The 24,917-nt window shown below is 60.5% G+C and carries 22 protein-coding genes; 11 read left to right on the plus strand and 11 right to left on the minus strand.

The window, feature by feature from the left end; genetic code table 11:
• Positions 1-88: 88 nt before the first annotated feature.
• A complete protein-coding gene (locus ACWHXD_RS27350) occupies positions 89-352 on the minus strand; it encodes an acyl carrier protein (protein ID WP_138761879.1) in 264 nt (87 codons plus the stop codon).
• Positions 353-568: 216 nt separating this feature from the next.
• Here ACWHXD_RS27350 and ACWHXD_RS27355 point away from each other — a divergent pair, with 216 nt between their 5' ends.
• On the plus strand, positions 569-877 hold the full coding sequence (locus tag ACWHXD_RS27355; RefSeq protein ID WP_032895196.1) for a DUF6124 family protein: 309 nt from the start codon (positions 569-571) through the stop codon (positions 875-877).
• Positions 878-1,184: 307 nt separating this feature from the next.
• Here the strand turns inward: ACWHXD_RS27355 and ACWHXD_RS27360 are convergent, their stop codons facing one another.
• The 3 genes from ACWHXD_RS27360 to ACWHXD_RS27370 all read right to left on the minus strand — a co-directional run bounded on the left by ACWHXD_RS27360 (position 1,185) and on the right by ACWHXD_RS27370 (position 3,140).
• Entirely contained in the window at positions 1,185-1,796 is a 612-nt protein-coding gene (locus ACWHXD_RS27360) for a 3'-5' exonuclease (protein WP_138761878.1), read from the minus strand.
• Positions 1,797-1,821: 25 nt separating this feature from the next.
• Positions 1,822-2,298, minus strand: coding sequence for a LabA-like NYN domain-containing protein (locus tag ACWHXD_RS27365; RefSeq protein WP_003194396.1), 477 nt, complete (start codon positions 2,296-2,298; stop codon positions 1,822-1,824).
• A gap of 119 nt (positions 2,299-2,417) precedes the next feature.
• Positions 2,418-3,140, minus strand: a complete 723-nt coding sequence (locus ACWHXD_RS27370) for a DUF2076 domain-containing protein (RefSeq protein WP_138761877.1) — start codon at positions 3,138-3,140, stop codon at positions 2,418-2,420.
• A gap of 180 nt (positions 3,141-3,320) precedes the next feature.
• On the opposite strand from ACWHXD_RS27370, the gene ACWHXD_RS27375 reads away from it, so the two are divergent.
• On the plus strand, positions 3,321-3,980 hold the full coding sequence (locus ACWHXD_RS27375; RefSeq protein ID WP_003194402.1) for a DUF7847 domain-containing protein: 660 nt from the start codon (positions 3,321-3,323) through the stop codon (positions 3,978-3,980).
• Positions 3,981-4,021: 41 nt separating this feature from the next.
• On the plus strand, positions 4,022-5,110 hold the full coding sequence (locus ACWHXD_RS27380; RefSeq protein ID WP_098950292.1) for an endonuclease/exonuclease/phosphatase family protein: 1,089 nt from the start codon (positions 4,022-4,024) through the stop codon (positions 5,108-5,110).
• A gap of 3 nt (positions 5,111-5,113) precedes the next feature.
• Here ACWHXD_RS27380 and ACWHXD_RS27385 read toward each other — a convergent pair whose 3' ends face one another.
• Positions 5,114-5,869: a hydroxypyruvate isomerase family protein gene (locus ACWHXD_RS27385; protein WP_032895192.1), complete on the minus strand. Its 756-nt coding sequence runs from the start codon at positions 5,867-5,869 to the stop codon at positions 5,114-5,116.
• A 190-nt stretch (positions 5,870-6,059) separates the two neighbouring features.
• Here ACWHXD_RS27385 and ACWHXD_RS27390 point away from each other — a divergent pair, with 190 nt between their 5' ends.
• The 4 genes from ACWHXD_RS27390 (at position 6,060) to ACWHXD_RS27405 (ending at position 11,827) form a co-directional block, all read left to right on the plus strand.
• On the plus strand, positions 6,060-6,962 hold the full coding sequence (locus tag ACWHXD_RS27390) for a GntR family transcriptional regulator (RefSeq protein WP_032895190.1): 903 nt from the start codon (positions 6,060-6,062) through the stop codon (positions 6,960-6,962).
• Between the two features lie 386 nt (positions 6,963-7,348).
• Positions 7,349-9,805 (plus strand): membrane-bound PQQ-dependent dehydrogenase, glucose/quinate/shikimate family, encoded by a 2,457-nt coding sequence (locus tag ACWHXD_RS27395; protein ID WP_032895188.1) that lies wholly within the window; start codon positions 7,349-7,351, stop codon positions 9,803-9,805.
• 296 nt (positions 9,806-10,101) lie between these two features.
• The gene (locus ACWHXD_RS27400; RefSeq protein ID WP_005791677.1) at positions 10,102-10,839 is read left to right on the plus strand and encodes a TSUP family transporter; all 738 of its coding nucleotides are present in this window, start codon (positions 10,102-10,104) and stop codon (positions 10,837-10,839) included.
• Between the two features lie 31 nt (positions 10,840-10,870).
• Complete coding sequence (locus tag ACWHXD_RS27405; protein ID WP_138761874.1) at positions 10,871-11,827, plus strand: TauD/TfdA family dioxygenase; 957 nt, start codon at positions 10,871-10,873, stop codon at positions 11,825-11,827.
• An 84-nt stretch (positions 11,828-11,911) separates the two neighbouring features.
• On the opposite strand, the gene hrpB is transcribed toward ACWHXD_RS27405, so the two are convergent.
• On the minus strand, positions 11,912-14,422 hold the full coding sequence (gene hrpB / locus ACWHXD_RS27410) for an ATP-dependent helicase HrpB (protein ID WP_138761873.1): 2,511 nt from the start codon (positions 14,420-14,422) through the stop codon (positions 11,912-11,914).
• Positions 14,423-14,644: 222 nt separating this feature from the next.
• On the opposite strand from hrpB, the gene pmcY reads away from it, so the two are divergent.
• On the plus strand, positions 14,645-15,064 hold the full coding sequence (gene pmcY, locus ACWHXD_RS27415) for a periplasmic Zn2+ metallochaperone PmcY (RefSeq protein WP_003194410.1): 420 nt from the start codon (positions 14,645-14,647) through the stop codon (positions 15,062-15,064).
• Positions 15,065-15,073: 9 nt separating this feature from the next.
• Complete coding sequence (locus ACWHXD_RS27420) at positions 15,074-15,967, plus strand: cation diffusion facilitator family transporter (RefSeq protein WP_138761872.1); 894 nt, start codon at positions 15,074-15,076, stop codon at positions 15,965-15,967.
• On the opposite strand, the gene ACWHXD_RS27425 is transcribed toward ACWHXD_RS27420, so the two are convergent.
• Positions 15,964-16,845, minus strand: a complete 882-nt coding sequence (locus tag ACWHXD_RS27425; protein ID WP_138761871.1) for a DUF6515 family protein — start codon at positions 16,843-16,845, stop codon at positions 15,964-15,966. The two genes, ACWHXD_RS27420 and ACWHXD_RS27425, sit on opposite strands and share 4 nt — an antisense overlap.
• Before the next feature lie 427 nt (positions 16,846-17,272).
• Here ACWHXD_RS27425 and ACWHXD_RS27430 point away from each other — a divergent pair, with 427 nt between their 5' ends.
• Entirely contained in the window at positions 17,273-17,752 is a 480-nt protein-coding gene (locus tag ACWHXD_RS27430) for an Lrp/AsnC family transcriptional regulator (protein ID WP_003194418.1), read from the plus strand.
• Positions 17,753-17,979: 227 nt separating this feature from the next.
• Complete coding sequence (locus tag ACWHXD_RS27435; protein WP_016773053.1) at positions 17,980-18,189, plus strand: DUF2788 domain-containing protein; 210 nt, start codon at positions 17,980-17,982, stop codon at positions 18,187-18,189.
• Here ACWHXD_RS27435 and ACWHXD_RS27440 read toward each other — a convergent pair.
• The 4 genes from ACWHXD_RS27440 to ACWHXD_RS27455 form a co-directional block, all read right to left on the minus strand.
• The gene (locus tag ACWHXD_RS27440; protein ID WP_032895181.1) at positions 18,184-18,819 is read right to left on the minus strand and encodes a pseudouridine synthase; all 636 of its coding nucleotides are present in this window, start codon (positions 18,817-18,819) and stop codon (positions 18,184-18,186) included. The two genes, ACWHXD_RS27435 and ACWHXD_RS27440, sit on opposite strands and share 6 nt — an antisense overlap.
• Before the next feature lie 71 nt (positions 18,820-18,890).
• Positions 18,891-20,363: an AMP nucleosidase gene (gene amn / locus ACWHXD_RS27445; protein WP_153475217.1), complete on the minus strand. Its 1,473-nt coding sequence runs from the start codon at positions 20,361-20,363 to the stop codon at positions 18,891-18,893.
• A gap of 184 nt (positions 20,364-20,547) precedes the next feature.
• Entirely contained in the window at positions 20,548-22,200 is a 1,653-nt protein-coding gene (locus tag ACWHXD_RS27450) for an acyl-CoA dehydrogenase family protein (RefSeq protein WP_138761870.1), read from the minus strand.
• A 195-nt stretch (positions 22,201-22,395) separates the two neighbouring features.
• The gene (locus tag ACWHXD_RS27455; protein WP_138761869.1) at positions 22,396-24,795 is read right to left on the minus strand and encodes a hybrid sensor histidine kinase/response regulator; all 2,400 of its coding nucleotides are present in this window, start codon (positions 24,793-24,795) and stop codon (positions 22,396-22,398) included.
• Positions 24,796-24,917: the final 122 nt, after the last annotated feature.

A 24,917-nucleotide genomic window follows, 5' to 3' on the forward strand; every position in this document is an offset into this window, starting at 1 on the left:
GCGAGCTTGCTCGCGAAAGACCTGAGGGCGCCGCGTGCATTCAGGACGCCAGCGTCACCGTTGGCGTTCTTCGCGAGCAAGCTCGCTCCTACAAAGGGCTCGATCTGCGCTCGATCAGATCGACTATCTGCTCGATGGTCGTGATGTGATCCCAATCCTCCTGCGTCGCTTGCAGCTTGAACTGCCATTTGATCTGCATGACAAAGCAGGTCAGGTCGTCATCAATGATGTCGAAGTCATGGATGAAATCGGTTTGCTCCGTCACATCGCTTCGGTCGATAAAGCCGATGATATCGACGAATAGTTGGATCACTTTTTCGCTGATGTCGGCTCTGGTCAGATGATCCTTCACTTTTAGCCCTCTCTCCAAAACCCCGTCCGATAAGCCTGCCACTATTGGCCAGCAAGACCCATCCCGATCAATTGCAGGACGTTTCCGAGCAGCATTTCAAGCCTTGCTCCATCAGAACTCGACCGCTAATCTGCCACACGTCATCGACCCTTCGGTGACCGGAAGTGCAAGCCGAAATTGACGGAAGGAGAGCGTTAAAGATCCCGGAGATTCAACATGGTCAAAGCAACCTCTGCTTCAACTGAAAACAAAACCGACTTCCTCAGCGAAGACGCCCTGCTCCACCGTCGTGCCATCGACTACTACCTCAAGGCATCCGCCCCGGATGCGCCGATCTTTATCCTGAATGACAACCTGAGCTTCGAAGACGCCCTGGCCCATGCGGCGGAGTTGTTGCACTGCGCGGTGGAGACAGCGAATGCGTCGGGTGAGGTGATGAAGGCGCCGCAGCGGGCGGTGATGCATTTGGTGGAGATGGCGAAGGGGGTGGTGGACCAGGCGCTGGAGTGCGCACAGCCTCGATAGTCGACGCATAACCCCCTGTGGGAGCGGGCTTGCCCGCGATAGCGGAGGGTCAGGCAATAAATGGCTGGCTGATACACCGCTATCGCAGGCAAGCCAGCTCCCACATTGGAACTTCAGTGTTCTTGAGAGGGGTGGCTGGATCAGAACCCGCGATGTTTTGCTCGCGAAGGCGGTGTGTCAGTCAACTTATTTAGCGACTTGCTGATCGTTCCCACGCTCTGCGTGGGAATGCCGCCCTGGACGCTCTGCGTCCGCACTTAAAGTCGTGACGCGGAGCGTCACCAGATGCATATCATCTTCAGTGTACTTAGAACCCGCGATGTTTCTTCAGGTGCTCATTGATCTTCGCCGCCGGCACTTTCTGCAACGTGCACAACAGGTCATGGGACAGCTCCCGCAAGCCATGAGTCTGGCGCAGTTCCTGGGCCAGGTGCGCGGTGAGGTTGGCGGCCATTTCCGCATCCGCCAGCGCCCGGTGAGCCTGGCCGGTGTGGGGCAGTTTGGCGTAGGTGTTGAGGGTGCCGAGCTTGTGGTTGGGCGCCGCCGGCATGAGGCGGCGGGCCAGGAGCAGGGAGCAGGCGAATTTCTGCAGGCGGGTGCGGCGGATCAGGCCGAGCTCGAAGTCCCAGAATTTCTGGTCGAACGCGGCGTTGTGCGCCATCAAGGGCGTGGTGCCGACGAACTCACTGACCTCGTTCATCACCCGCTCAGCCGGGGGCGCGCTGCGCAGCATGGCGTTGCTGATGCCGGTGAGTTGTTCGATAAACGCCGGTACGCGCACGCCAGCATTCATCAGGCTCTGGTAGCGGTCCACGATTTGCCCGCGCTCAAGGATGACCACGCCAATCTCCGTGGCCCGGCAGTGGCTGCTGGGGGTGATGCCGGTGGTTTCAAAGTCGATGACCGCTATGCGTTCCAAACCTGTTCCTACTCCGTTCAACGATCTATTTGAGCAACAACGCGCCTTCGATCGGCACGTAGTGGCTGGCGGCGCGTATCAATGAGTTGGCCGTCAGCCCCGGCACGCCGTAGGCCACGGCCCGCACGCCATGCTTGTGGATAATGCGCTCGAGCAGCATGTCGAAATCACCGTCACCGGAGGCCAGCACGACCTCGTCGACATGGTCGGCGGCGTCCATGATGTCCAGGGTGATGCCCACGTCCCAGTCGCCCTTGGCCGAGCCGTCGCTGCGCTGGATGTACGGCTTGAGTTTTACCGTAAAGCCCAGGTTGCGCAGGATCTGCTGGAACTGCTGCTGCTTGCTGTCGCCACGGTCGATGGCATAGGCATACGCCTCGACAATCTGCCCGCGCGCGCTGATGTCAGCCCACAGGGCGGCGTAGTTGAAGTGGCAACCATAGGCCTGGCGCACGGTGTAGTAGAGGTTTTGCACATCGGCGAACACTGCAATTTTTTTCACCGCACTTCCTCATGGACAGCCAGGCGCCAGCGCCCGGAAAGGGCGCCAGTATGCCAGCCAAGGGAGCGTTTCCGGGAAAAAATCAGACCGGAGCGCCTCAGCGCCCCGGGCCTGGTGTGTCAGACGAAGGAATCGTCGTCGCCAAAGGAAGAGGAATCGTCGGAATAATCGCTGTCGGCGAAGCTATCGGCGTTATTGCTGCCCCAGCTGTCATTGCCGGCAAACTTCTGGTCATCGTTGCCCCAGTTACCTGAATCACTGGCCGGTGCCGGTTGTTCGATGATCTCTTCCACCACCTGCGGTTGCTGGTTGTGATGGAACAGGCTGCTGATCCCTTCGGCCAGCAACACCCCACCGGCCACGCCGGCGGCGGTCTTCATGGCACCACCGAGGAAGCCACTGCCGGCCGCGGCTGCCGGTGCTTGCGCCGGTTGATAGTTCTGCTGGGGCGCTGGCTGGTTGAACGATGGCCGCGCCGGCTCACGCCAACCCCCACCGGAGTTGCTCGGCGCCGGCTGTGGCTCACGGGAGCCGCCGCCAAAGATGCTCGACAGGAACCCACCACCGCTGGCCGGCGCAGGTTGCGTGGCCTTGGCCCGTTGCAACTCGTCCTGCAATTGCTGGATCTGCTGGGCCTGTTGCTTGTTCTGCGCGTCGAGGCTTTGCAGCGCATGTTCCTGCACCAGAATCGACTGGGTCATGTAGTAGCCGACGGCGGGCTGGCGAGCCATATGCTCCTTGATCCGCGCTTCGGCCTGGGCGTCGCGGGGGGCTGAGTCCGTTTCGGCTTGTTGCAACCGTGAAAACAGTCCATCGATCAGGGTTTGCTCTTCGCTGTTCATGGCGACCTCGTAGATTGCCGATAAAAAATTCCGGTCCCGCCTGTGATCAGGCCGGGGCTTTTCAGTTATGGGGATGTTACGAGTTGTTTCAATGGTCTTTACTCAAGGTTTACGTTTGCGCCCCTTTGAGCCTGATCGGTTAAAGTGTCGCCCTCTGCTTCCAGGCCTGTGATGACCCTGATGAATCCGTTAGACGTTTTGCGCGACTCCTTCCGCTTTACCCAGCGCAACCTGGGCGCCATCGTCCAGCTGTGCCTGCCATTGGTGATCCTCGAAGCCTTGCTGCAACAGGTGCTGGACCACACGCTGGGCCCGGATGCGTTTCCCGGCTACAGCGTGGTCGTGGGTTTATTGGTGTACCCGCTGTACACCGGCGCCCTGATCCTGTTTCTCGACGCCCGCACCCGGGGCGAGTCGCCGCGCACCAAGGACATATGGGCCATGGCCTTGAGCCTGTGGCCGCGTTTCGCCCTGCTGACGGCCATGAGCACCTTGCTGATTCTGCTGGGGCTGTCGCTGTATTTCCTGCCGGGCCTGTGGCTGATGGTGGTGTTGGCGTTTGCCGAATACCTGCTGGTATTGCGCGGCATGCCGGCGTTGGCGGCGATGAAGGAAAGCCTGCGCCTGACCCGTGGGCATTTCTGGCGCATCCTGGTGTGCCTGCTGTGCGTGATGACGCCGCTGTGGCTGCTCAAGGGCGCCAGCGTGGCGGCGTACCCTGAGCCGGCGCCGTTGCTGGGGCTGCTGATGGACAGCGCCCACAGCTTTCTGCAACTGTTCACCAGCGTGGTGTTGTTCCGTTTATTCATGCTGATCGGTGGCGACGCCGACGTGCGGTGATATGCTCCGTGGCTCTTCTGACACGCATATAAGCCGAGCCGATGACCCGTTTATTGCGCATCACCCTGTTGAGCCTGTTGATCATCGCCGGCCTGCTGGCCGCGCTGATCTACAGCCTGACCTGGCGCCCTGCCGACAAAGAGACCCTGCCCGTCAGCTGCGTGGCACCCCGCGCGCCGACGTTGTTGCCGGGGCAGGCGCTCAAGGTCATGACCTGGAATGTGCAATACCTGGCCGGCAAGAACTACGTGTTCTGGTACGACACCCCGGACGGCAGCGGCCCGGATGATCGCCCCACCGTCGAAGACATGGCGTTCAGCCTCGACGAAGTGGCCCGGGTGATTCGCGACGAACAGCCCGACATCCTGCTGTTGCAGGAAGTCGACGAAGGCGCCAAGCCTTCCCACTATCAGGACCAGTTTGCGCTGTTGCAGGAGCGCCTGGTGGATCTGTACCCGTGCAGCACCCAGGCGTTCGACTGGAAAGCCGACTTTGTGCCCAGCCTGCACATCTTCGGTAGCGTGGGGCGCAAGCTCGCTACCCTCAGCCGCTACCAGATCGAACACGCCGAACGCCTGCAACTGCCAACCGCCGAAGCCAACTTCATCAGCCGCCAGTTCCAGCCTAAACCTGCGTTGCTACTGACTTACCTGCCCTTGAGCGATGGCGGCCAACTGGCCGTGCTCAATACACGCCTGGACGGCGGTGCGCCTGGGCGCAGTGCCGTGCGGGAGCAAGTCACGAGTACGGTAAAACTGCTGGATAAACTCGAAGGTCGCGGCACACCCTGGTTGATTGGCGGGGATTTCAACCTGCTGCCACTGGGCCAGTTCTTGCGCCTGGACGCGAGCAAGCGTGGCCAGTATTCGCCGGACAGTGAGTTGCATCTGCTGTGGGACAAGTACCCGATGATCCCCAGCAACAGCCAATCCAGTGGCATCGACCGTGAGAAATGGCTGACGCACTTCCCCAACGACCCAGGCCTTGATGGCCCGGATCGCACGCTGGATTACCTGTTCTACAGCTCGCGGATCAAACGTCTGGAAGCCAAGGTGCGCCAGGAAGATACGTTGCGCATTTCCAACCACCTGCCGGTGATCGCCCGCTTCCTGCTGCCTGCCGCGCAATAAGCCCTAGGGTTTCAGGAGCGGCTTAAGCCACTCAAGGCTGGCAACCGTGGTGCCGGATGGGCGGTATTCACAGCCGATCCATCCTCGGTAGCCACGCTGCTCCAGCGCCGCGAACAAGCCAGCAAAGTCCATGGTCCCGGTGCCCGGCTCATGACGCCCCGGGTTGTCGGCGATTTGTACATGGACGGTCCTGTCGTAAAACTGCGCCAGCACCCCGGCTGCATCGCCGGTCAACAGCTGGGCATGGTAAAGGTCCAGAATCATCCCGACACTCGTAAAGGTTTCCAGCACCTGCTGGGCCTTGCTGAAGTCAGACAGGTAATAGCCTGGCATCGCCTGCGGGCTGATCACTTCAATCAACGTTCGCAAACCCTGATCTTCAAGGTACTTGACCGCGTATTCCAGGTTATTGGTGTAGGCAACCGCGCTCTCATCCTGAGGCGTGGTCACGCCCGACATGATGTGCACATCCGAGCAGTTCAGCGCCTTCGCATAGCGGGCAGCCTCGCACAGCCCATCGCGAAATTCCTGCTCCTTGCCCTGCAAGGCAGCGATGCCTTTGGTCACACCCGCCGGCGCCGCGAACTGAATCAACGGCAGGTTGTATTGGGCCAGGTGGTCGGCGAGCAGGCTGGCGTCGAATTCATAGGGGGACGGGAACTCCACCGCCCTGAAACCGGCAGCGGCGGCGGCTTCGATGCGTTGCAGAAAAGGCAATTCGTTGAATTGAAAACCGAGGTGAGCATTGAATTTGAGCATTGGGTACCTATCCATCCTGGGAATAAACAAATCATCAGCCTGGAGCCTCCTTCGCGGCTCCAGCGCCACACTATCGAAAGTGGTCAGTGCGAATACTCATGCTCTTCGTATGGTATTTTCCCACTCCAGTGCGGTGGGGGCATCTGCCCCGACGGGAACGGACTGAAGCTAACCATTCGGAATAGAACCTGTGATCAAGAAAGACCTCGCCCTGCAGTTGGCCCCCCGCGTCATCGACCTGGTTCGCGCCCGTTCGATGAAAGCCGGTGAGCCCTTGCGCGAGCAGACCTTTGCCCAAGCGCTCGGGGTGTCGCGCTCGCCGATTCGGCGGGTTTTTGCCTTGCTCGCCGAATGGGACCTTGCCATTCAAGAGCCCAATCGTGGCTACTTCCTCAAACAAGGTGCCGGGCAGATTCAGGAGGCCGCAGTGCCTTGCGCCAGCGATCCTTTCGAGGACTTTTACCTGCGTGTGGTCGACGACATTCTGGGCGGTGAAATACCTGCGCACTTTTTCGAAGCGCAGTTGTTGCGGCGTTACGAGGTGCCGCGGGGGCAGTTGCTCAAGGTGCTGAACCGGCTGGCCAGCGAAGCGATGGTGGAGCGTAAGCCGGGCCAAGGGTGGGGCCTCAAGGACTTCGTGCATAACACGCAGGCGCACATTCAAAGCTACCGTTTCCGGATGGCCATCGAACCGGCGGCGCTGCTTGAGCCGGGTTATCAGGTCAATCACGCCGCGTTTGCCCAGGCCAGGCAACAGCAACAGGCCCTGATCGACGGCGAGATCCAGACCCTGTCCCGCGCGCAACTGTTCCAGGTGGGCGCCCAGTTTCACGAAATGATCGTGCAGTGTTCCGGCAATGTTTTTTTCATCGACGCCATACGCCACCAGAATCAGCTCAGGCGCTTTATGGGCTACAAGGCCAACATCGATCGCACGCGTCTTAAGGCGCAATGCCAGGAACACATCCATTTGCTCGACCTCATCGAGTCTGATCGGCGTGAAGAAGCCGCACAGTTTCTCTGGCGCCACCTGGATCAAGTCGGTCGACTCAAGACTGATCAACGCGCAACGCCAGAAGACAGCCAAATCTAGAGCACGTCACTGGCAACCCGTCAGTGGCGTAATGCCGTGCAGTTAAGGCTTTTTGTAGGAGCGAGCTTGTTCGCGAAAAAATCACAGGCGCCGCGTTCACACAGAAAACACGCGTTATCGTTGATGTTTTTCGCGAGCAAGCTCGCTCCTACAGAGGGCGCTATAGGCTTAACTGCACGGCATTACGTCAGTGCCGCAGCTTCGCCATCCCCCGCCCGATAAAGGGCCAATCAGCCTAGCACAATTGTTTCTAATCGAAACACAATACAAAAAAATCACCAAACAGTTAATTTTTTCACTACATATTGTATTTCGTTACAACAATAGGCAATCATGCGCGCCGCTCGGACACGGATCCGCATCGAAATCGCACAGGGATGGTTGCCATGAACGAAAGGACGTTGGGTAGCGCAGCGGGAGTCTCAAACCTCCTGTTCGGGGGGTACAACACAGTGGTTGCCCTGCTAGGCGTGATGCTGGCCTATAAGGGCGGCGTGCTGATGGCCGCGGGGGGGTCGCCTTATTACGCGATGATGGGCACCGCGCTGTTGTTATCGGCCATCCTCATGGGCCTGAAAAAGCCCCTCGGCCTCTACCTTTATGGCGCGGCCTCTGTGGCCACCTATGCCTGGGCGGTGTGGGAGTCTGGTTACGATGGCTGGGCCTATATTCCACGCCTGGCGTGGCTGGCGGTTCTCAGCGTGCCGTTCCTGGCGTTCTGGCCCGTGGTACGGCGTGATTTTGCCAACGCCAGAAAAAGTCATTACTTCACCATCATGGGTGTGCTGCCGCTGGTGATGGGGGCTACCATCCTGGTGCCGCTGTTCTTCCCGAAAAGCGTTCACCTTGCCGACTCGGCGCTCGCCACCACACGCCCCACCGCAACGTTCAGCCGCAGCACCGTCGCCTCTCCAGACGGCAATATTGCCGCGTCACACACCGAGACCAACTGGACCGCTTATGCAGGCTCCAACCTGGGCAACCACTATTCAGCCGCGTCGCAAATCACGCCTTCGAATGTGTCGGGCCTGGTCAAAGCCTGGGAATACCACCACGGCGACGTGAAGCAACCCGGTGAGAAAACCAAGTACTTGAACGAAGCCACGCCGATCAAGGTGGGTAACTCGCTCTACACCTGCACCCCCAAGCAAATCATCATTTCCCTGGATGCCACTACCGGGAAGGAGAACTGGCGATTCGACTCCAAAGTCGACCCGGACTACTTCGCCAATGGCGGCGCCTATTGCCGTGGCGTCTCTTATTTCGAAGTCCCCAATGCCAGTGGCTTGTGCGCCTCGCGCATCATTTGGGGCACCAATGATATTCGCCTGGGCGCGGTAGACGCCCTGACCGGCCAGGCGTGCCCCGACTTCGGCAACGCAGGTTTTGCGGATTTGAAAGACGGGCTGGGCACCTTCAGAAAAGGCTCAACCGGCATCACATCTGCCCCTCTGGTCATTCGCGGGGTGGTGATCACCGGGGGCCGCGTGCTCGACTCGGATGTACGCCCTGCCCCCTCGGGCGTGGTACGCGCCTACGATGCAGTGACCGGCAAACAGAAGTGGGCCTGGGATTTGGGCCGGCCAGACACCAACGCCCCCGCTCGTGACAACGAGACCTACACCCTCAGCACCCCCAACTCGTGGGCACCGCTGTCGGCCGACGATGAACTGGGCCTGGTGTATGTCACCACCGGCAACGCAGCGGGCGATTTCTATGGCGGCACCCGCACAGAACAAGAAGACACGTTCAGCTCTTCTTTGGTCGCACTGGACGCCACCACCGGTAAGGTCCGCTGGCACTTCCAGACAGTCCACCATGATCTATGGGACTACGACCTGAGCCCGCAACCCAGCCTGATTGATTTTCCGACGGCTACCGGGCCACGGCCGGCCGTGATTCAGGCGACCAAATCCGGCCAGTTGTTCGTGCTTGACCGCGCCACCGGCGAACCACTGGTAGATGTCGTGCAAGCTCCCGTTCCACAGGGCACCGCCCCGGGCGACTACACCGCAGCCACCCAACCACTGTCCCCCGATATGCCGAGCACCATGGGGCGCCCATCGAAAACACCGGAAGTACTGACCGAAGCCAACGCCTGGGGCCTGACGCCTTTCGATCAGATGCAATGTCGCCTCGAATTTCGCCAGGCACGCTACGAAGGAATCTTCACTCCGCCGGTCGTGGGCCAGCAAAGTCTGATCTTCCCCGGCCATCATGGCGGCTTGAACTGGGGCGGAGTGATGGTAGACCTCAAGCGAGGGCTGCTGATCATCAATAATCAGCGCCTCCCTTATATGCAGGGGCTGGTGCCTCGCGAAGAACTCGATGCCATCAATGCCAAGTCGTTCCAGGAGTCGCCGGGCAATGCTCAGGGTTTTCGCGTCCAGGCCGGTTTGCCTTACGGCGCGATTAAAGATCCGTGGATGTCATCCCTTGACCAGCCTTGCATTGCGCCACCCTGGGGCTTTATCGCCGGTATCGACCTGCGCACTCGCGATGTCGTCTGGAGCCGCCCGTTCGGCACAGGCTATGACAGTGGACCTTGGGGGATCGCCTCCCGGATGCGCTTCGAAATCGGTACACCGAGTGATGCAACGGGCGTGACAACCGCCGGCGGCGTGACGTTCATCGGTGCCGCTATCGACCGGTTCATGCGGGCTTACAACAGCGAAACTGGCGAACTGCTCTGGGAAGAACGCCTTCCGGCAGGCAATCAGGCGTCGCCCTTGACCTACATGAGCCAGGGTCGACAGTACGTCGTGGCGGTGGTTGGCGGTCATGACCGGATCCCAACCAAGTTGGGCGACAGCATCATCGCCTGGGCCTTGCCCGCGCAATAAATCGCGTGCTGTTTGAGAGGCTCGCTATGACCGTATGGATAGACATGTTCTATCCCGTAAGTCATGGCGTAGCTTCTGGTGTGACTAAGTTCTCATTACTTATTGCGGGAAGGTTACAAGTAACGACTATCACGGCTGCCCGTTAATCACGCCTCAACACTCATTTCTACGCAAGATTAAAAGCGCCTGACTCTCAGCGCGCTCGCAGGCGATTGCGCCCGGCTTATTCACCCCGTGAGAAGCCAGCGCATCGATATATACGCTTTACGCTTTATAAAATGGGACAGGAATTAATAATGCTCGAACTTTCTGATGGTTTGTATCTATTGGTGGGCGTCAGTTTTATCACTTCATTCATGACGGCTGCCATTGGTGTGGGCGGCGGGATTGGACTGCTGGCGGTCATGCCTCAATTTATCCCTATCTCTGCGGTCGTGCCGGTTCACGGTTTGATTCAAATGGTCAGCAACGCCAGTCGATTCGCGTTTGACTTCAAAAGTGCAAAAGTGGAAATCCTGCCAAAATACGTAATAGGTTGCCTGGTCGGCGCCTTCATCGGCTACTTCTTCATCGGCAAATTCCCCGAGCAATACTTATCACTGATTCTCGGCTTCTTCATTCTGGCCATCACGTGGACCAAGATCGTCGCGCGCCTGGGTTTTATATTTAAAAACTTTGCCCTGGTGGGCTTCTTTCAAACCTTCCTTTCGTTGTTCGTGGCCGTAACCGGTTTGATATCGCAGCCCATCCTGATGAAGATGAATATTAATAAAAACGAAGTCATTGTCACCCACGCCATGCAAATGAGCGTACTGCACGGGCTCAAGGTCGCCGCCTTTGTGATTGCAGGTTTTGCGTTCATGGATTACGCCAACCTGATCATCATCATGATTACCGCCTCCACATTGGGTTCTTACCTGGGCGGCTTTCTCAGAGACCGTATATCGCAGCGTGTCGGCGCAATGCTGTTAAAGGCAGGGGTGACGTTTTTTGGTTTGAAGATGATCTTCGATCATTTTTTCAACGGCCTATAAAAAGTTCTTCCAATAAAACAAGGAGCGTGAAATGAGCACACGTAAGTTTGATTTTTTTGAGACCAAAGAAATCTCGAGCTTTCTGAAAGAGCATGGCTATTGCATCATCAAACCTCGAGACCACTCTCTGGAAGCCTTTAGAGAGGCCGCCGGAAAGTTCGGGCTGATTCAGTTTCATACCAAGTCCGATGAACATGGTGTGGTGGGCGGTGGCGAACCGATCAACAAGGACTGGCAACGGTTCAAGGATGATTATCATGGTGAACTGTCGAGCGATTTTTTCCCGCATACCGATGGATCATTCTTGAATGGCATCGCCTACGTCGAGGGCACTGCGAAAAAAATCACGCCCCCCAAGTTTGTCATTCTTCAGTGCGTTTCAAAGCCTGAATTTGGCGGCGACAACTTCCTGGTGGATGGGCAGAAAATCTACAACGACTTGCTTGCCAATAATACCGAGACGTTAAACATATTGATGACCAGCGGCAGTGTCACCTACTGCCGCGACGATTTGTTGTCCATCGATTGCGCCGTCTTCGAAAAGATCGACGACCAAAAGTTAAGAATTCGCTACCGGTACGACAGCACCGCTTTTATCCCCGAGTGGGCCAACGCTGCGTTCAAATACATCCAGACCCACTATTCCACCAACGAGCACTACATCACCCCTGTCGGCCTTGAACCGGGGGATATTTTGGTGATGGATAACCTGCGGGTCCTCCATGCACGGCATAAATTCATCGATGGCAACCAGCAGAGAAAAGTCAGAAGGCTGTGGATCGCCGATGATACAAGCACCACATTCAAGAACATCCTGGATCAGTCACCGGTGCGCAGGGCCATGCTGCCCTTTCAGAACTACAATATCGCCCAGTCTGAAACAGCCGAACATTCGTTCATCGAGTACACCTGCGGCATCCACGCTCAATCGAGCCAGTCGTTGCTGAACGCGCATAAGCAATTCGATAGCGCACTTGAAGCGCTTTAAGTCCTTCAAGGCAACCTTCTTGCGGTGATTACACCCTTTCAGATAACCCCCAGTCATCAAAAAAGACTGGGGAGTTACTTATACTCAAGGTTTTCTGGGCTTGATCCGGGCCGTCGCTTCGGCCACCAACGGGTCATCCGGCCAGTAATGCTTGGGGTAGCGCCCTTTCAAATCCTTCTTCACCTCGGCGTAGGTACTGCGCCAGAAGTTCGCCAGATCCTGCGTGACCTGCACCGGCCGCCGCGCCGGGGACAGCAGGTGCAGCTTCACGGCCAGGCGCCCGCCGGCAATGCGCGGGGTGTCTGCCAGCCCGAACAATTCCTGCAAGCGCACCGCCAAAATCGGCGGCTGTTCGCTGTAGTCCAGGCGTACCGAGGAGCCCGACGGCACTTTCACATGCTGGGGCGCCAGTTCGTCCAGGCGTTGGGGCAAGGGCCAGGGCAGCAGGTTATGCAGGTAGCTGGAGATATCCAGGTTGGCAAAATGGCTGAGGCGCGAGACCTTGCCCAGGTAAGGCATCAGCCAATGCTCCAGGGTGGCGAGCAGGGCCTTGTCGCTGAGGTCGGGCCACTCACTGGTGTTGCTGGCATCCAATTGGCGCAGCAGCATCACACGGGCTTGCCATTGGCGCAGTTCCGGGGTCCAGGGCAGCAGTTCCAGGCCTTTGCGGCACACCAGGTTGACCAGCGCCTGGCTGCGAGCGGATTCGTCGAGACCGGTCAAGGGTTCACGGCTGAGTACCAATTCGCCGACTTTACGCTGGCGCTCGGCGCGCAACACGCCTTCACGCTCGTCCCAGTCGAGTTGGTCGACGTTGCGCACTTGCTCGGCCAGTACTGTGTCGAACAGCGCCGGGTCAAAATCGGCCGCCAGGTAGATGCGCTCTTCGCGCTGGCCCTGGCGGCTGCCCAGGTCGGCGATCACCAGCCAGGGTTGTTTCATCAGGCTGTCGGCTTCGGCAAACAGCGCCGCTCGGCCATTGGCCAGGCGGTATTCAGCGCCACCGGGGCGGCGTTGCTGGGCCACGCGGTCCGGGTAGGCCAGTGCCAGCAAGGCGCCGAGCCAGCGCGGGTGGTCGGGGTTGTCCACCGGCTGGGTCGCCTTGCCACGCAGGTAGCCCCGGTATTGCCGGGCTAACTGCTTTGCGCGCTGCACGCCACCTTGGGTGCCGCGCGCACGCTCTTCTCCGGACATCAGCGCCAGGCGGCTGTGCAAATCGGCACCGCCGCCGCGCAAGATGTCGCGTTCGCCCAACAGGGCTGCCACGTCGCAGGCGGTGGCGGCGAGGCCCAGGTCCTGGCCACGCAATAACAGATGGGCAATACGCGGGTGAGCGGGCAACTCGGCCATCTTCTGGCCATGGGCGGTGAGGTTTTCTTCGTCCAATGCACCGAGGCGTTGCAACAGGTCCTGAGCCTGGGCATACGCGGCCGTGGGTGGTACGTCCAGCCACACCAATTGGTTGGGCGTCACACCCCAACGGGCCAGTTGCAAGGCCAGCCCTGCCAGGTCGGCGGCGAGGATTTCCGCGCTGCCATAAGCGGCCAGACCGTCGTGCTGGTCTTCGGACCACAACCGGTAACACACCCCCGGCTCCAACCGCCCTGCCCGGCCGGCGCGCTGGGTGGCGCTGGCGCGGGAGATGCGCTGGGTGTCGAGGCGGGTCATGCCGCTGCCGGGGTCGAAACGCGGCACCCGCGCCAGCCCGGCGTCGATCACCACGCGCACGCCATTGATGGTCAGGCTGGTCTCGGCGATGTTGGTGGCCAGCACCACTTTGCGCTTGCCGGCCGGCGCCGGGTCGATGGCGGCGCGCTGGGCATTGAGGTCCAGCTCGCCATGCAGCGGGCACAACAGCACGTCAGGGCGATCACCCAGAGCGTCGGCCAGTTGCTGGTTGACCCGGCGAATCTCCGCCTGCCCCGGCAAAAACACCAGCACGCTGCCGGTCTCGTCATGCAGGGCTTCGAGGATGGTCTGCACCACACGCGGCTCGATAAACTCGCCGGCCTGGTAGGGTCGCCCCCAGCGCATCTGCACCGGGAACATGCGCCCTTCACTGCGCAGGATCGGCGCGTCATCCAGCAGGCCGGCCAGGCGTTCGCCTTCGAGGGTGGCGGACATCAGCAGGATTTTCAGCGGCTGCTCGTCGCGGAACAACTCGCGTCCGTTGAGGCTCAGGGCTAGCGCCAAGTCAGCATCGAGGCTGCGCTCGTGGAATTCGTCGAAGATCAACAGGCCCACGCCGTCCAGCGCCGGGTCGTCCTGCAGGCGGCGAGTGAGGATGCCTTCGGTGACCACCTCGATACGCGTATTAGGGCCGACTTTGCTGTCCAGGCGAATGCGGTAGCCCACGGTCTCACCGACCTTTTCGCCCAGCTCGCTGGCCAGCCGTTCGGCAGCAGCGCGGGCAGCCAGGCGCCGGGGTTCGAGCATCAGGATGGTTTGCCCGGCAAGCCACGGCTCATGCAACAAGGCCAAGGGCACGCGGGTGGTTTTACCGGCGCCGGGGGGCGCTTCCAGCACGGCTTCATGGCGATGCGCCAAGGCGTCACGCAGGGCGGGTAAAACATCATCGATCGGCAACGAATTCATACTGGCTCCAAAGCAGAGCGGCGAGTATAACGGCGAACTGCATAATCCCATTGGGAACAGAGTCAGATGTGGGAGCGGGCTTGCTCGCGAATGCGGTGGGTCTGCGACATATCGGATGGCTGATACACCGCTTTCGCGAGCAAGCCCGCTCCCACATTTGGACATCATCGCCTTGTAGACTCGCTTATAGTCATTCTTCAAATGCGTTCAGGAGACTTTTTCATGCGTATCGCTTCCCGTGTCATCGGCGGTGTCCTCGCCGTTACCCTGCTGAGCCAACTCACCGCCTGTGGGTCGATTTTCTACCCCGACCGCCGTGGCCAGATCGACGGCAAGATCGACCCGACCATCGCGGTACTCGATGCCCTCGGCCTGTTGTTTTATGTGATCCCCGGCCTGATCGCCTTCGGTGTCGACTTCGCCACAGGCGCCATTTACTTCGAACCAGGCAAGACCGCCCAGGTCGCCCCCGAGAAACTGCACGAAGCCATCGGCGCCGACGGCACGGTCGATAACGCCAAGCTGCAAAGCATCATCCAGAAAGAAACCGGCCGTACCTTGCCGCTGGACGACCCGCGCCTGATCCAGTTCAAGGGCAGCGTGCAGCAACTGGCGGCCCTGGGCCTGCAGCCTGCCGCGTAAGGACTGCCCATGACCAGCAGCCCCGAACACGCAAGGCTCTTGCGCCTGGCCACCCGCGCCTCGGTGGGCGTGGCCTGTGTGCTGATTGTGACCAAGGCCATCGCCTGGTGGCTCAGCGGCTCGGTGAGCATGCTCGCCGGGTTGACCGACTCACTGCTCGACGGCGTGACGTCGCTGTTGAATTTGCTGGCAGTGCATTACGCCCTGCGCCCGGCCGATGACGATCACCGGTATGGGCATGGCAAGGCGGAGTCGCTGGCGGGGATGGCGCAGGCCTTGTTTATTGCCGGCAGTGCTGTGCTGATTGCGCTGCAGGCCTATGAACGGCTCAAGCATCCGGGGCCGGTCGGGGCACCGTGGTTGAGTATCGGCGTGATTATTTTGTCCCTGGCGCTGACCGTGGCCCTGCTGATGTTGCAGCACCGCGTGGTACGCGAGACCGGCTCCAACGCGGTGCGTGCTGACTCGCTGCACTACCGTTCAGACTTGCTGCTCAATGGCAGCATCCTGATTGCGCTGGTGTTGGCTGGGGTGGGCTTTCATCAGGTCGACGCCTGGTTCGGCCTGGGAATCGCCGCCTACATTCTGTGGAGCGCGATCCAGATCGCCCGGGAAAGCTTTGCCGTGCTGATGGACGAAGAGTTACCGCCAGACGTCAGCCAGCACATGCTGGAACTGGCCCGTGGCGTGCCCGGCGTGCTGGGTGCCCACGACTTGCGCACGCGGGTTTCCGGTAATCACTGGTTTGTGCAATTGCATCTGGAATTGCCGGGGGAATTGACCCTGTCGGTGGCCCACGGCATCAGCGACCAGGCCGCTGATGCCATTCACCGGGAATACCCGAAAGCCGAAGTGCTGGTGCACGCCGACCCACGGGAAGTGGTCACCGGCAACAAGGCCTAGTACTGCACCTGATACCCGCGACTGCCCAGGCAGTTGCCCTGGGCCTGGCGGTAGGTTTGCACCACTGCCGGATCGGGGGCGTAAGTCACGGTGCGCGGGTCGAAGCCACTTTGCTGCACCGCCCAGCGATAACAGTCGTAGCCGTCCTGCTGGACCTGGGCGGGCGACTGGCCGTTGGCCGGGTAAGCCACTACGTCATAGCCGTTGCCTTGCGGCGCTGGCTGGGGTGATGGCACTTGCGCCGGCGGCTGCACCACTACGTATTGCTGGGTGCTTTGCTCATAGGCGTAATAGGCGCCTGCGGCGAGGAACAACAGCGAGCCGCCTACCCACACTTCACGCGCGTAGTCCGGCAGGTAATGCACGCGGATGCCGTAGGGCGGCGTCACCACTACGTAGCGAGGGCCTTGGGGCCGGTACCAGTAGCCTCCCGAGTAGAAGTAATCCTGGCCACGGTACGGCACGCGGTAATTGCGGTCTGGGAAACGGTCGATGACATAACCGGGGCGATGCTGCGGGCCTGGGCCCCAGCCATTGCCATGACCGTCGGGGCGACCCGGCCAACGGTTATCGTTGGGATGGTCATTGCCTGGACGCGAACCAGGGCCACCGGCCTCCCAATGCCTGTTGTCATCGTTGCGTCGGGGGATATCACGGTAATAACCCGGGCGCGGCTCCTGGGTCTGGCGCACGGTGTCGGGCCGGCCCTGGATCGGCAGGTTATGCTCAGGCCGCGGCCCACCTTCGGGGCCCCGTTCATGCTGCCCCTGCGGCCCATGCCCCTGGCCCGGTGAGTTATCGCGTTCGTCGGCCATCGCCTGGGAGCCGACGCTGACCACCAGCAAACCAACACCTGCCATACGCCAGATGCGCTTCATGCTTTTCCTCACTGCGGATTGGGGCTTGATCATGAGACTGGAAAAGCCTCGCCCGGTTCTGAGACAGGTTATCAGTCACGAGAACTATTTTCTGAAGGTAAAACGCGCACAAAGAAAAAGGGGTGACCCGTCGGCCACCCCTTGAGAATTTCGTCCTGGCTCAACGCTTTTGACGTTGGCTCACCTCACGCCGTCTTGTGGACAGTGTGCAGCCTGGAGGCCGGCTCAACCCTGCTGGGGCGGCGGCCGCAACGGGCCTGATTGGGCGCGTTGCTGTGGACTGTTGTCCAGGCGGTGATTCTGTTGGTAATCATAGGCGTGCCGGGCGGGCAGAGGATTGCGAAGATTGCGTCAATAAACAGTGCTTGCGCAATTTTTAACCCTTCATGGATAATTCACCGCAATAGTTACGACAAAGGCCAACCCAATGAGCAAGCTTGACCGATACGACCTGAGTATTCTGGCGGAATTGCAGCGCGACGCGAGGATCTCCAACCAGGAGCTGGCCGAACGCATCGGCCTGTCGCCTTCGCCCTGCTCGCGCCGGGTCAAGCAATTGGAAGACGACGGCTACATCGCCCGCCAGGTCGCCCTGCTCGACCGCAAGATGCTCGGCCTGAGCCTCACGGCTTATGTATTGATTGGCATGGACCGTCACACGCCAGAGCGCTTCGAAAACTTCGAAGCCGCCATCCGCACCTTGCCGCAAGTGCTGGAATGCAGTTTGGTGACCGGCATGGATGCGGACTATCAACTGAAGGTAGTGGTGCCGGACATGGACCATTATCAGAAGCTGCTGCTGGGCCACCTGACGCGGATTGAAGGCGTGACCAGCGTGCGTTCCAGCTTTGTGCTCAATCAGGTGCTCAACAGCACCGAACTGCCCCTGACCCACCTACGCACCTGAGAACAACAATGTTCAACTGTAGGAGCGAGCTTGCTCGCGAAAAACGTTAACGATAACGCGTGCCTCCTGAGTGAACGCGGCGTCTGTGAGTTTTTCGCGAGCAAGCTCGCTCCTACAATGGCATCAGCCCCCCCACAGTTTGACCGTGCAGGACTCAGGTCAATGTTGCCGGTGTGACGCTGCCGTATACTGCTCGCTTGTCTTGTCGGAAGAGCCCCATGAACAACATCGACCCCGCCCTGTTTGAAGAATGGATGATGACTGGCCTGGTCAGCATCCTGATCATTTTCATGGGCTTTATCGTCTGGGACCTGGCGAAGAAATCCAAGGCCGGGCGCTTTGGTTCGTTCATCCTGTTTTTCGTGCTGGGGCTGGGCGTGGCGGCGTTCATCATCAAGAGCGTGGTGATCGGCCTGATTGAATCCGGCGCCTTATAAGCGCGCCGGCACCGCTTTCCATTGGCCTTGATCCAGGCCGTCGATCGACCACTCACCAATACGCACGCGCACCAGGCGCAGTGTCGGCAAGCCTACCGCCGCGGTCATGCGCCGTACCTGGCGGTTACGCCCTTCGCGAATCACCAGTTCCAGCCAGTGGGTGGGCACGCTTTTACGAAAACGTACTGGCGGGTTGCGCGGCCATAATGCCGGTTCATCCAGTTGCCGTGCCTCGGCTGGCAAGGTCATGCCGTCGTTGAGCTCCACGCCGTCACGCAGGCGTTGCAGCTGTTCTTCGGTGGGCTCGCCTTCTACCTGTACCCAGTAGGTTTTCGCCAACTTGTGCTTGGGGTCGGCAATCCGCGCCTGGAGCTGGCCATCGTTGGTCAACAGCAGCAGGCCCTCGCTGTCCCGGTCCAGGCGCCCTGCCGGGTAAATACCGGGAATATCAATAAAGTCCTTGAGGGTCGCGCGCCCACCTTCGTCGCTGAACTGGGTCAGCACGTCGAAAGGTTTATTGAACAGGATCAACTTCGGCTCGGCCGGTGGCGCCTTGGCAACGCGGCGAGCGGCAGAGTGCGGAGGTTTCACGCCAGGGCGGCGCGAATCGGGACGGCTGGGACGGGACATGGCAAAGGAACATCTAACGGTCAGGACCGACAATGCTAGTGGCCTGACCGCTAAATGACCATCCCAACCGCTTAGCGGAACGGCGGCTCGTCGAAGCTGCGCAGTTTGCGCGAGTGCAAGGAGTTGAGTTCGGTGCGCAACAGGTCGACCGCCTCGATGCCGATCTTCAAGTGCTGGCTGACCGCACGCTCATAGAACGCGTTGGCCGAGCCCGGCAGCTTGATCTCGCTGTGCAAGGGTTTGTCCGATACACACAACAAGGTGCCGTAAGGCACGCGCAAACGGTAACCCTGGGCGGCGATGGTGCCGCTTTCCATGTCCACGGCCACGGCGCGGGACAGGTTGATCAGCGGGCGCTCCTGGGCCCAGCGCAGTTCCCAGTTACGGTCGTCATAGGTCAGCACGGTGCCGGTGCGCAGGCGTTTTTTCAGCTCTTCGCCTTTTTCGCCAGTGACCTTGGCCGCCGCCTGCTGAAGCGCCAGCTGCACTTCAGCAAGGGCCGGAATCGGGATGTTCGGCGGTACTACACGGTCCAGAATCCCGTCGCGGCGCATGTAGGCGTGGGCCAGTACGTAGTCGCCGATGGTCTGGGATTGGCGCAAGCCGCCGCAGTGGCCGATCATCAGCCAGCAATGCGGGCGCAGTACGGCCAAGTGGTCGGTGATGTTCTTGGCGTTGGACGGGCCCACACCGATGTTCACCAGGGTCACGCCGTGGCCGTCAGTGGCCTGCAGGTGATACGCCGGCATCTGGTAGCGGTGCCACACCACGCCGGCGGCAATGGCCGAGGCTTCGCCGTGGTCCATGCTCTTGTCGATCACCACGTTGCCGGGCAACACCATGCGGATAAATCGCGGGTCGCTGCGCAGTTGCTCCAGGCCATGCAGGATGAACTGGTCCACGTAGCGGTGGTAGTTGGTCAGCAGGATCCACGGCTGCACATGGCGCCAGTCGCTGCCGGTGTAATGCACCAGGCGACGCAGGGAAAAGTCCACGCGGGCGGCATCGAACAGGGCCAGGGGCAGTGGGTCGGTGTTTTCCCAGTCGTACAGGCCATCGGCAATGCCATCGGTGGCGGCAGACAGGTCGGTACTGGGGAACACGCGGGCCAGGGTCGCGGCGGTAACGCCGGAGCCGGCCAGTTCATCGCCCTGCTCCACCACATAGGGGTACGGGATGTTCTGCTGGCTGACGCCCACTTCCACCGTGACGGTGAAGTCGTGCATCAGCGGCACCAGTTGCTCCAGCAGGTACTTACGGAACGCGGCCGGGTGGGTCACGGTGACGCTGTAGGTACCCGGCAGTTGCACCTTGGCATACGCCCGAGTGGTCTGCGGGACTTCACCGTGGCAGTGGTAGGTCAGGCGCAGTTCCGGGTAGCGAAACAATGCGCGCTGCGCGGCGTCGGGCTCGACGCGGTCCTTGAGGTATTGCTTGAGCGCCTGGTTGAGCGCGCCAGTGGCACGCTCATGCAGCGCCGCCAGCCGGTCCACGGCTTCTTCGGCGGTTTTAACGACAACAAAAGCTTCGGTCACGGTAAGCATCCTGTGTTCTGACTTGCAGGCCTTTATCTTGCCTGTATCCAGGCTTCACCGAAACCACAGGATTGGAATGCGGTAAATAATGTGGGAGCGGGCTTGCTCGCGAATGCGGTGGGTCAGTGACTCAATAGGTAACTGATACACCGCATTCGCGAGCAAGCCCGCTCCCACATTTGATTGTGTTTATTCAGAGGGATTGTGGGGTTGAGCGGGCGACAATCGCTTCCACGTCGACGCCACGCGGCAAGGTGCCGTATACCCGCCCCGACGACTCACCCAACCGGCTGGCGATAAACCCATCGCTGACCGCCGCATTACCCGCCTCCAGCAACAACTTGGCCTGCAACGCCAGGGCAATGTCCTCGGTCAGTTGCCGCGCCCGATACTGAATGTCCTGGGTGTCCATGAACGCCGCCTTCAACTGCTCGATATGCCGCGCCAACTGTTTGTGGCCGTGGCCATCGCCCAGTTCGACAAACAGCACCTCAAGCACACCGGGCTCTTTGGACAGTGCACGCAATACGTCCAGGCACTGCACATTGCCGGAACCTTCCCACGTCGAATTCACCGGTGCCTCGCGGTAAAGGCGCGGCAGGATGCTGTCCTCCACATACCCGGCACCGCCCATGCACTCGGCGGCTTCGTTGATCATCGCGGGCGCGCGCTTGCAGATCCAATATTTGCCCACGGCCGTGAACAGCCGGGCGAATTTGGCTTCATGCGCCTCATCCAGATGATCCAGGGCGCGCCCCATGCGCAGGCTCAAGGCCAGGGCCGCTTCGCTTTCCAGGGCCAGGTCGGCCAACACGTTCTGCATCAGCGGCTGCTCGCTGAGCACGCGGCCACCCACCTGGCGATGGGCGCAGTGATGGCTGGCCTGGGTCAGCGCCTGGCGCATCAAGGCGCTGGAGCCGACCATGCAATCGAAGCGGGTCATGGCGACCATTTCGATGATGGTGGGAACACCGCGGCCTTCTTCACCGACCATCCACGCCAGGGCGCCGCGAAATTCCACTTCGCTGGAGGCGTTGGAGCAGTTGCCGAGTTTGTTCTTCAAGCGCTGGATGTAGAACTCGTTGCGTGTGTCATCCGGGCGGTGCCGGGGCAGCAGGAAACAGGTCAGGCCCTTGTCGGTCTGGGCCAGGGTCAGAAAGCCATCGCACATCGGCGCCGAGCAAAACCACTTATGCCCCACCAGCTCGTAGGCTTGGCCGGGGCCGCCCGCGCCCACGGGGTAAGCGCGGGTGGTGTTGGCGCGCACGTCGGTACCGCCCTGCTTCTCGGTCATGGCCATGCCGATAGTGGCGCCGGCCTTGTGGGCGATGCCGACATTGCGCGGGTCGTACTGGGTATTGAGGATTTTCGGCAGCCAGAAGTCCGCCAGCGCAGGTTGCAGGCGCAGGGCCGGGACGCAGGCGAAGGTCATGGTCAACGGGCAACCGCTGCCGGCTTCGGCCTGGCTGTGCAGGTAGGTCATCGCCGCACGTGCCACATGGGCGCCAGCCTGCGGATGGGCCCACGGCAACGACGGCAGGCCATGTTCGACGGCGGTGCGCATCAGCTCGTGATAAGCCGGGTGAAACTCCACCAGGTCGATGCGATGGCCATAACGGTCGTGGCTGCTGAACACCGGCTTGTTCTGGTTGGCCAGGAACCCCGCCGCCATCAATGGCCCACCCGCCAGCGCGCCATAGGCATCCATGCGCGACTCAGCCCAGCCGGCGCCAAAGCGGCGCGACCATTCCTGCAAAGGCACGTCGATGCGATACAGGTTGGTGCCGTCCAGGGACGGTGGCTGGTTGGTGACGTCGTGGGTTTCGGCAAACTGATGCAGGTTCATGACGGGCCTCCTGGAAAAAAGGCCACGTCGATATGGAGCTGTTTGTAGGAGCGAGCTTGCTCGCGAAAAACCTGAGAGCAACGCGCTAACCCAGGCGGGGCGCGTTATCGTTGACGTTCTTCGCGAGCAAGCTCGCTCCTACAAAAACACAGATCGATTGAGGCCGGTTTTTTCAGTTAAGCACTGCCACCGCGCTTAAAAAAGTGGCATACGCGCCGAATGTTCGGCGCTTTCACCCTCATCCGCGCACAGCACGCTGCGCTCAAGCGCCGCCTGCAAAGCATCGAAACGCACCGGCTTGGCCAGCCGATCCGTCATGCCAATACCATGGCAACGCTCACGCTCCGGGCCATTGGGCGTAGAGCCCAGGGCGATCACCGGCAATTCACCGCAGCCGGGCAGTGCGCGAATCTGGCAGCACAACGAAAAGCCACCCTCTGGCACGTCCAGCAGCACGGCGTCGAAGCTTTGCCCTTGCAATGCAGCGAGGGCCGCCGGGCCGCTGTCCACGGTTTTGACCCGGTAACCCAGCTTGAGCAACATGCCACGCACCGCCAGTTGGCCCACGCTGTTATCGTCCACCAGCAGCACCGTGCATTCCTGGGGCGCACGCTGTGCAGGCAGCATTTGCGTGGCGGGCGTCACCTGCTGCGGCACCGCGCTGACGTCCACTTCCAACTGGAAGCGACTGCCTTTACGGGGCTCAGAATGATGGGTCAGACGCCCGCCCAGCAGTTCGATCAACTGCCGGCAGATCGCCAGGCCAATGCCCAGGCCGCCGTATTCACGCGTCATCGAGCCATCGAGCTGGAAGAAGCGCTGATACAGCGTGGCTTCATCGAGAAAGGCAAAACCGATCCCGGTGTCGGTGACGATAAAGCTCAGGTGCAAGGCGCCATCTCCTTGGGGCACGCCCACCACGCGCAAACGCACCGCGCCGACGTGGGTGAATTTGAAGGCGTTATCGAGCAGGCAATCCAGGCACTGGAGCAATTTGTCGGCATCGCCGATCAGCCGATCCGGCACCTCATCGGCCACATCAATGGAAAACGCCAGGCCCTTGCTCTGGGCACTGCCGGTGAACTGCTGGCGCAAGGTGTCGAGCGTGCCGCGCAGGCTGAACACTTGCGGCTGGGCCACCAGGCGACCGGCCTGCAACTCGGTGAGGGTGAGGATGCCGTTGACCATGCGCATCATGTCCCGCGCCGAACCAGCGGCGGTTTGCTGGTATTGCGTCATGTCATCGTCCAATGACACGGTTTGCATCAGCTCCAACGAGCCGATCACACCGTTCATCGGCGTGCGCAGTTCGTGGGTCAGGGTGGCGAGAAATTCGTCTTTGAGGCGGTTGCTGCGGGCCAGTTGCTGGTTGAGCGCTTCGAGTTTCTGGCTGGCATCGAGCAGAATCTGTGCCTGTTGTTCGCGCATGCCGTTGATGCGGTCGGCCAGGGCCAGGGACAACAGCGCCACTTCAATGGCCGAGCCGAGCTGGCTGGCGTACATGGTCAGGAACACGTTAGGCAGGTAACCCAGCACCATCAGGGTATTGACCACCCCGCCGAGCAGAAAGGCCGACCAGGCGATGATGAAATAACGCGCCATGCGCTGCCCGCAGTACCAGGCCTTGATGGCCGCCACGAAGATGGTCACGGTAAACACCAGCGCCAGCGCAGTGGCCAGGCGCAGGGCCACGGCGTAACTGGTCAACAGCGCCAGCGCCATCACCACCCCACCACAGGCCGCCAGCGCCAGCAGAATACGGTTGAGCCAGCGGCTGTGCTGCGCGGTGTGCAGGAAGCTGCGCGCGAACAGGCTGCCGAACAAGGACGCCGAGCCGATCAAGAAGGGCACCGCGGCATTCGCCCACCACGGGTTGTTCGGCCAGAAGTACTCCACCGCCACACCATTGACCGACAGCTGATACAAGCCGAACGAGGCGATATAGAGGATGTAATAGAGGTAGCTGGTGTCGCGCACGCTCAGGTAGATGAACAGGTTGTAGATCAGCATACCCAGCAACACACCGTAGATGGCCCCGAGCACGTACAAGCGTAGCGGCTGCTCCTCCATGTAGGCGGTGCCGGCCCATAATGTCAGCGGTGCCTGGATCGAACCTTGGCTTTGCAAGCGCAGGTAGACGGTTTGTTGCTGGTCGGGCAAGAAGCTGAGCTTGAACAGGTAGTTGCTCTGGCTCACCTCACGGCTGGAAAACGGCAACGCGCTGCCGGTGCGGGCGGTGAGGCGGTAATTCCCGGTGCCGTCGTTCTGGTAAAGGTCCAGGCGATTGAGCGGCGGGTAGGCCAGCTCCAAAAACCAGGTACGTGGTGCGCGGGGGTCTGTGGCGGTGTAGTGCAGGTTGACCTTCAGCCAGAACACCGAGCGTGAATAGCCGGCATTGAGGGTGTCTTTGTCATGGGTCTTGAATTGGGCGGCATAGGCGGGGGAACTGACATCGGCGATGGTGAGGGCATCGGTTGGGTCTTCGAGCACTTGCATGACCCGGCCCAACGGGAGGCTTCGCGTGTTCTGGTTGAACTCGACGGCGCTGGCGAGCATTGGCAGCCCGCACAATAAAAAAATCAGCAAATAGCGCATAGAGCCCCAGCGTAGCCTTGTCCGGTTGTGTCAAAAGCCCCCCATTCCTTTTGAGAAGACGTACACCGGCGATACAGTAAGTTGTTTGGATGCACTTTAGCATAGCCAGTAAAAGCCATTAG

The sequence above is a fragment of the Pseudomonas fjordensis genome (genome assembly GCF_976987115.1).

Excerpts from the sequence above, each read along its gene's own strand:
- ACWHXD_RS27355 (WP_032895196.1), top strand. The coding sequence starts at position 569 with ATGGTCAAAGCAACCTCTGCTTCAACTGAAAACAAAACCGACTTCCTC.
- ACWHXD_RS27430 (WP_003194418.1), top strand. The coding sequence starts at position 17,273 with ATGAGCAAGCTTGACCGATACGACCTGAGTATTCTGGCGGAATTGCAG.
- ACWHXD_RS27440 (WP_032895181.1), bottom strand. The coding sequence starts at position 18,819 with ATGTCCCGTCCCAGCCGTCCCGATTCGCGCCGCCCTGGCGTGAAACCT.
- ACWHXD_RS27370 (WP_138761877.1), bottom strand. The coding sequence starts at position 3,140 with ATGAACAGCGAAGAGCAAACCCTGATCGATGGACTGTTTTCACGGTTG.
- amn (WP_153475217.1), bottom strand. The coding sequence starts at position 20,363 with ATGCTTACCGTGACCGAAGCTTTTGTTGTCGTTAAAACCGCCGAAGAA.
- ACWHXD_RS27420 (WP_138761872.1), top strand. The coding sequence starts at position 15,074 with ATGACCAGCAGCCCCGAACACGCAAGGCTCTTGCGCCTGGCCACCCGC.
- ACWHXD_RS27375 (WP_003194402.1), top strand. The coding sequence starts at position 3,321 with ATGAATCCGTTAGACGTTTTGCGCGACTCCTTCCGCTTTACCCAGCGC.
- ACWHXD_RS27450 (WP_138761870.1), bottom strand. The coding sequence starts at position 22,200 with ATGAACCTGCATCAGTTTGCCGAAACCCACGACGTCACCAACCAGCCA.
- pmcY (WP_003194410.1), top strand. The coding sequence starts at position 14,645 with ATGCGTATCGCTTCCCGTGTCATCGGCGGTGTCCTCGCCGTTACCCTG.
- ACWHXD_RS27380 (WP_098950292.1), top strand. The coding sequence starts at position 4,022 with ATGACCCGTTTATTGCGCATCACCCTGTTGAGCCTGTTGATCATCGCC.
- ACWHXD_RS27455 (WP_138761869.1), bottom strand. The coding sequence starts at position 24,795 with ATGCGCTATTTGCTGATTTTTTTATTGTGCGGGCTGCCAATGCTCGCC.
- ACWHXD_RS27405 (WP_138761874.1), top strand. The coding sequence starts at position 10,871 with ATGAGCACACGTAAGTTTGATTTTTTTGAGACCAAAGAAATCTCGAGC.
- ACWHXD_RS27395 (WP_032895188.1), top strand. The coding sequence starts at position 7,349 with ATGAACGAAAGGACGTTGGGTAGCGCAGCGGGAGTCTCAAACCTCCTG.
- ACWHXD_RS27400 (WP_005791677.1), top strand. The coding sequence starts at position 10,102 with ATGCTCGAACTTTCTGATGGTTTGTATCTATTGGTGGGCGTCAGTTTT.
- hrpB (WP_138761873.1), bottom strand. The coding sequence starts at position 14,422 with ATGAATTCGTTGCCGATCGATGATGTTTTACCCGCCCTGCGTGACGCC.
- ACWHXD_RS27425 (WP_138761871.1), bottom strand. The coding sequence starts at position 16,845 with ATGAAGCGCATCTGGCGTATGGCAGGTGTTGGTTTGCTGGTGGTCAGC.
- ACWHXD_RS27385 (WP_032895192.1), bottom strand. The coding sequence starts at position 5,869 with ATGCTCAAATTCAATGCTCACCTCGGTTTTCAATTCAACGAATTGCCT.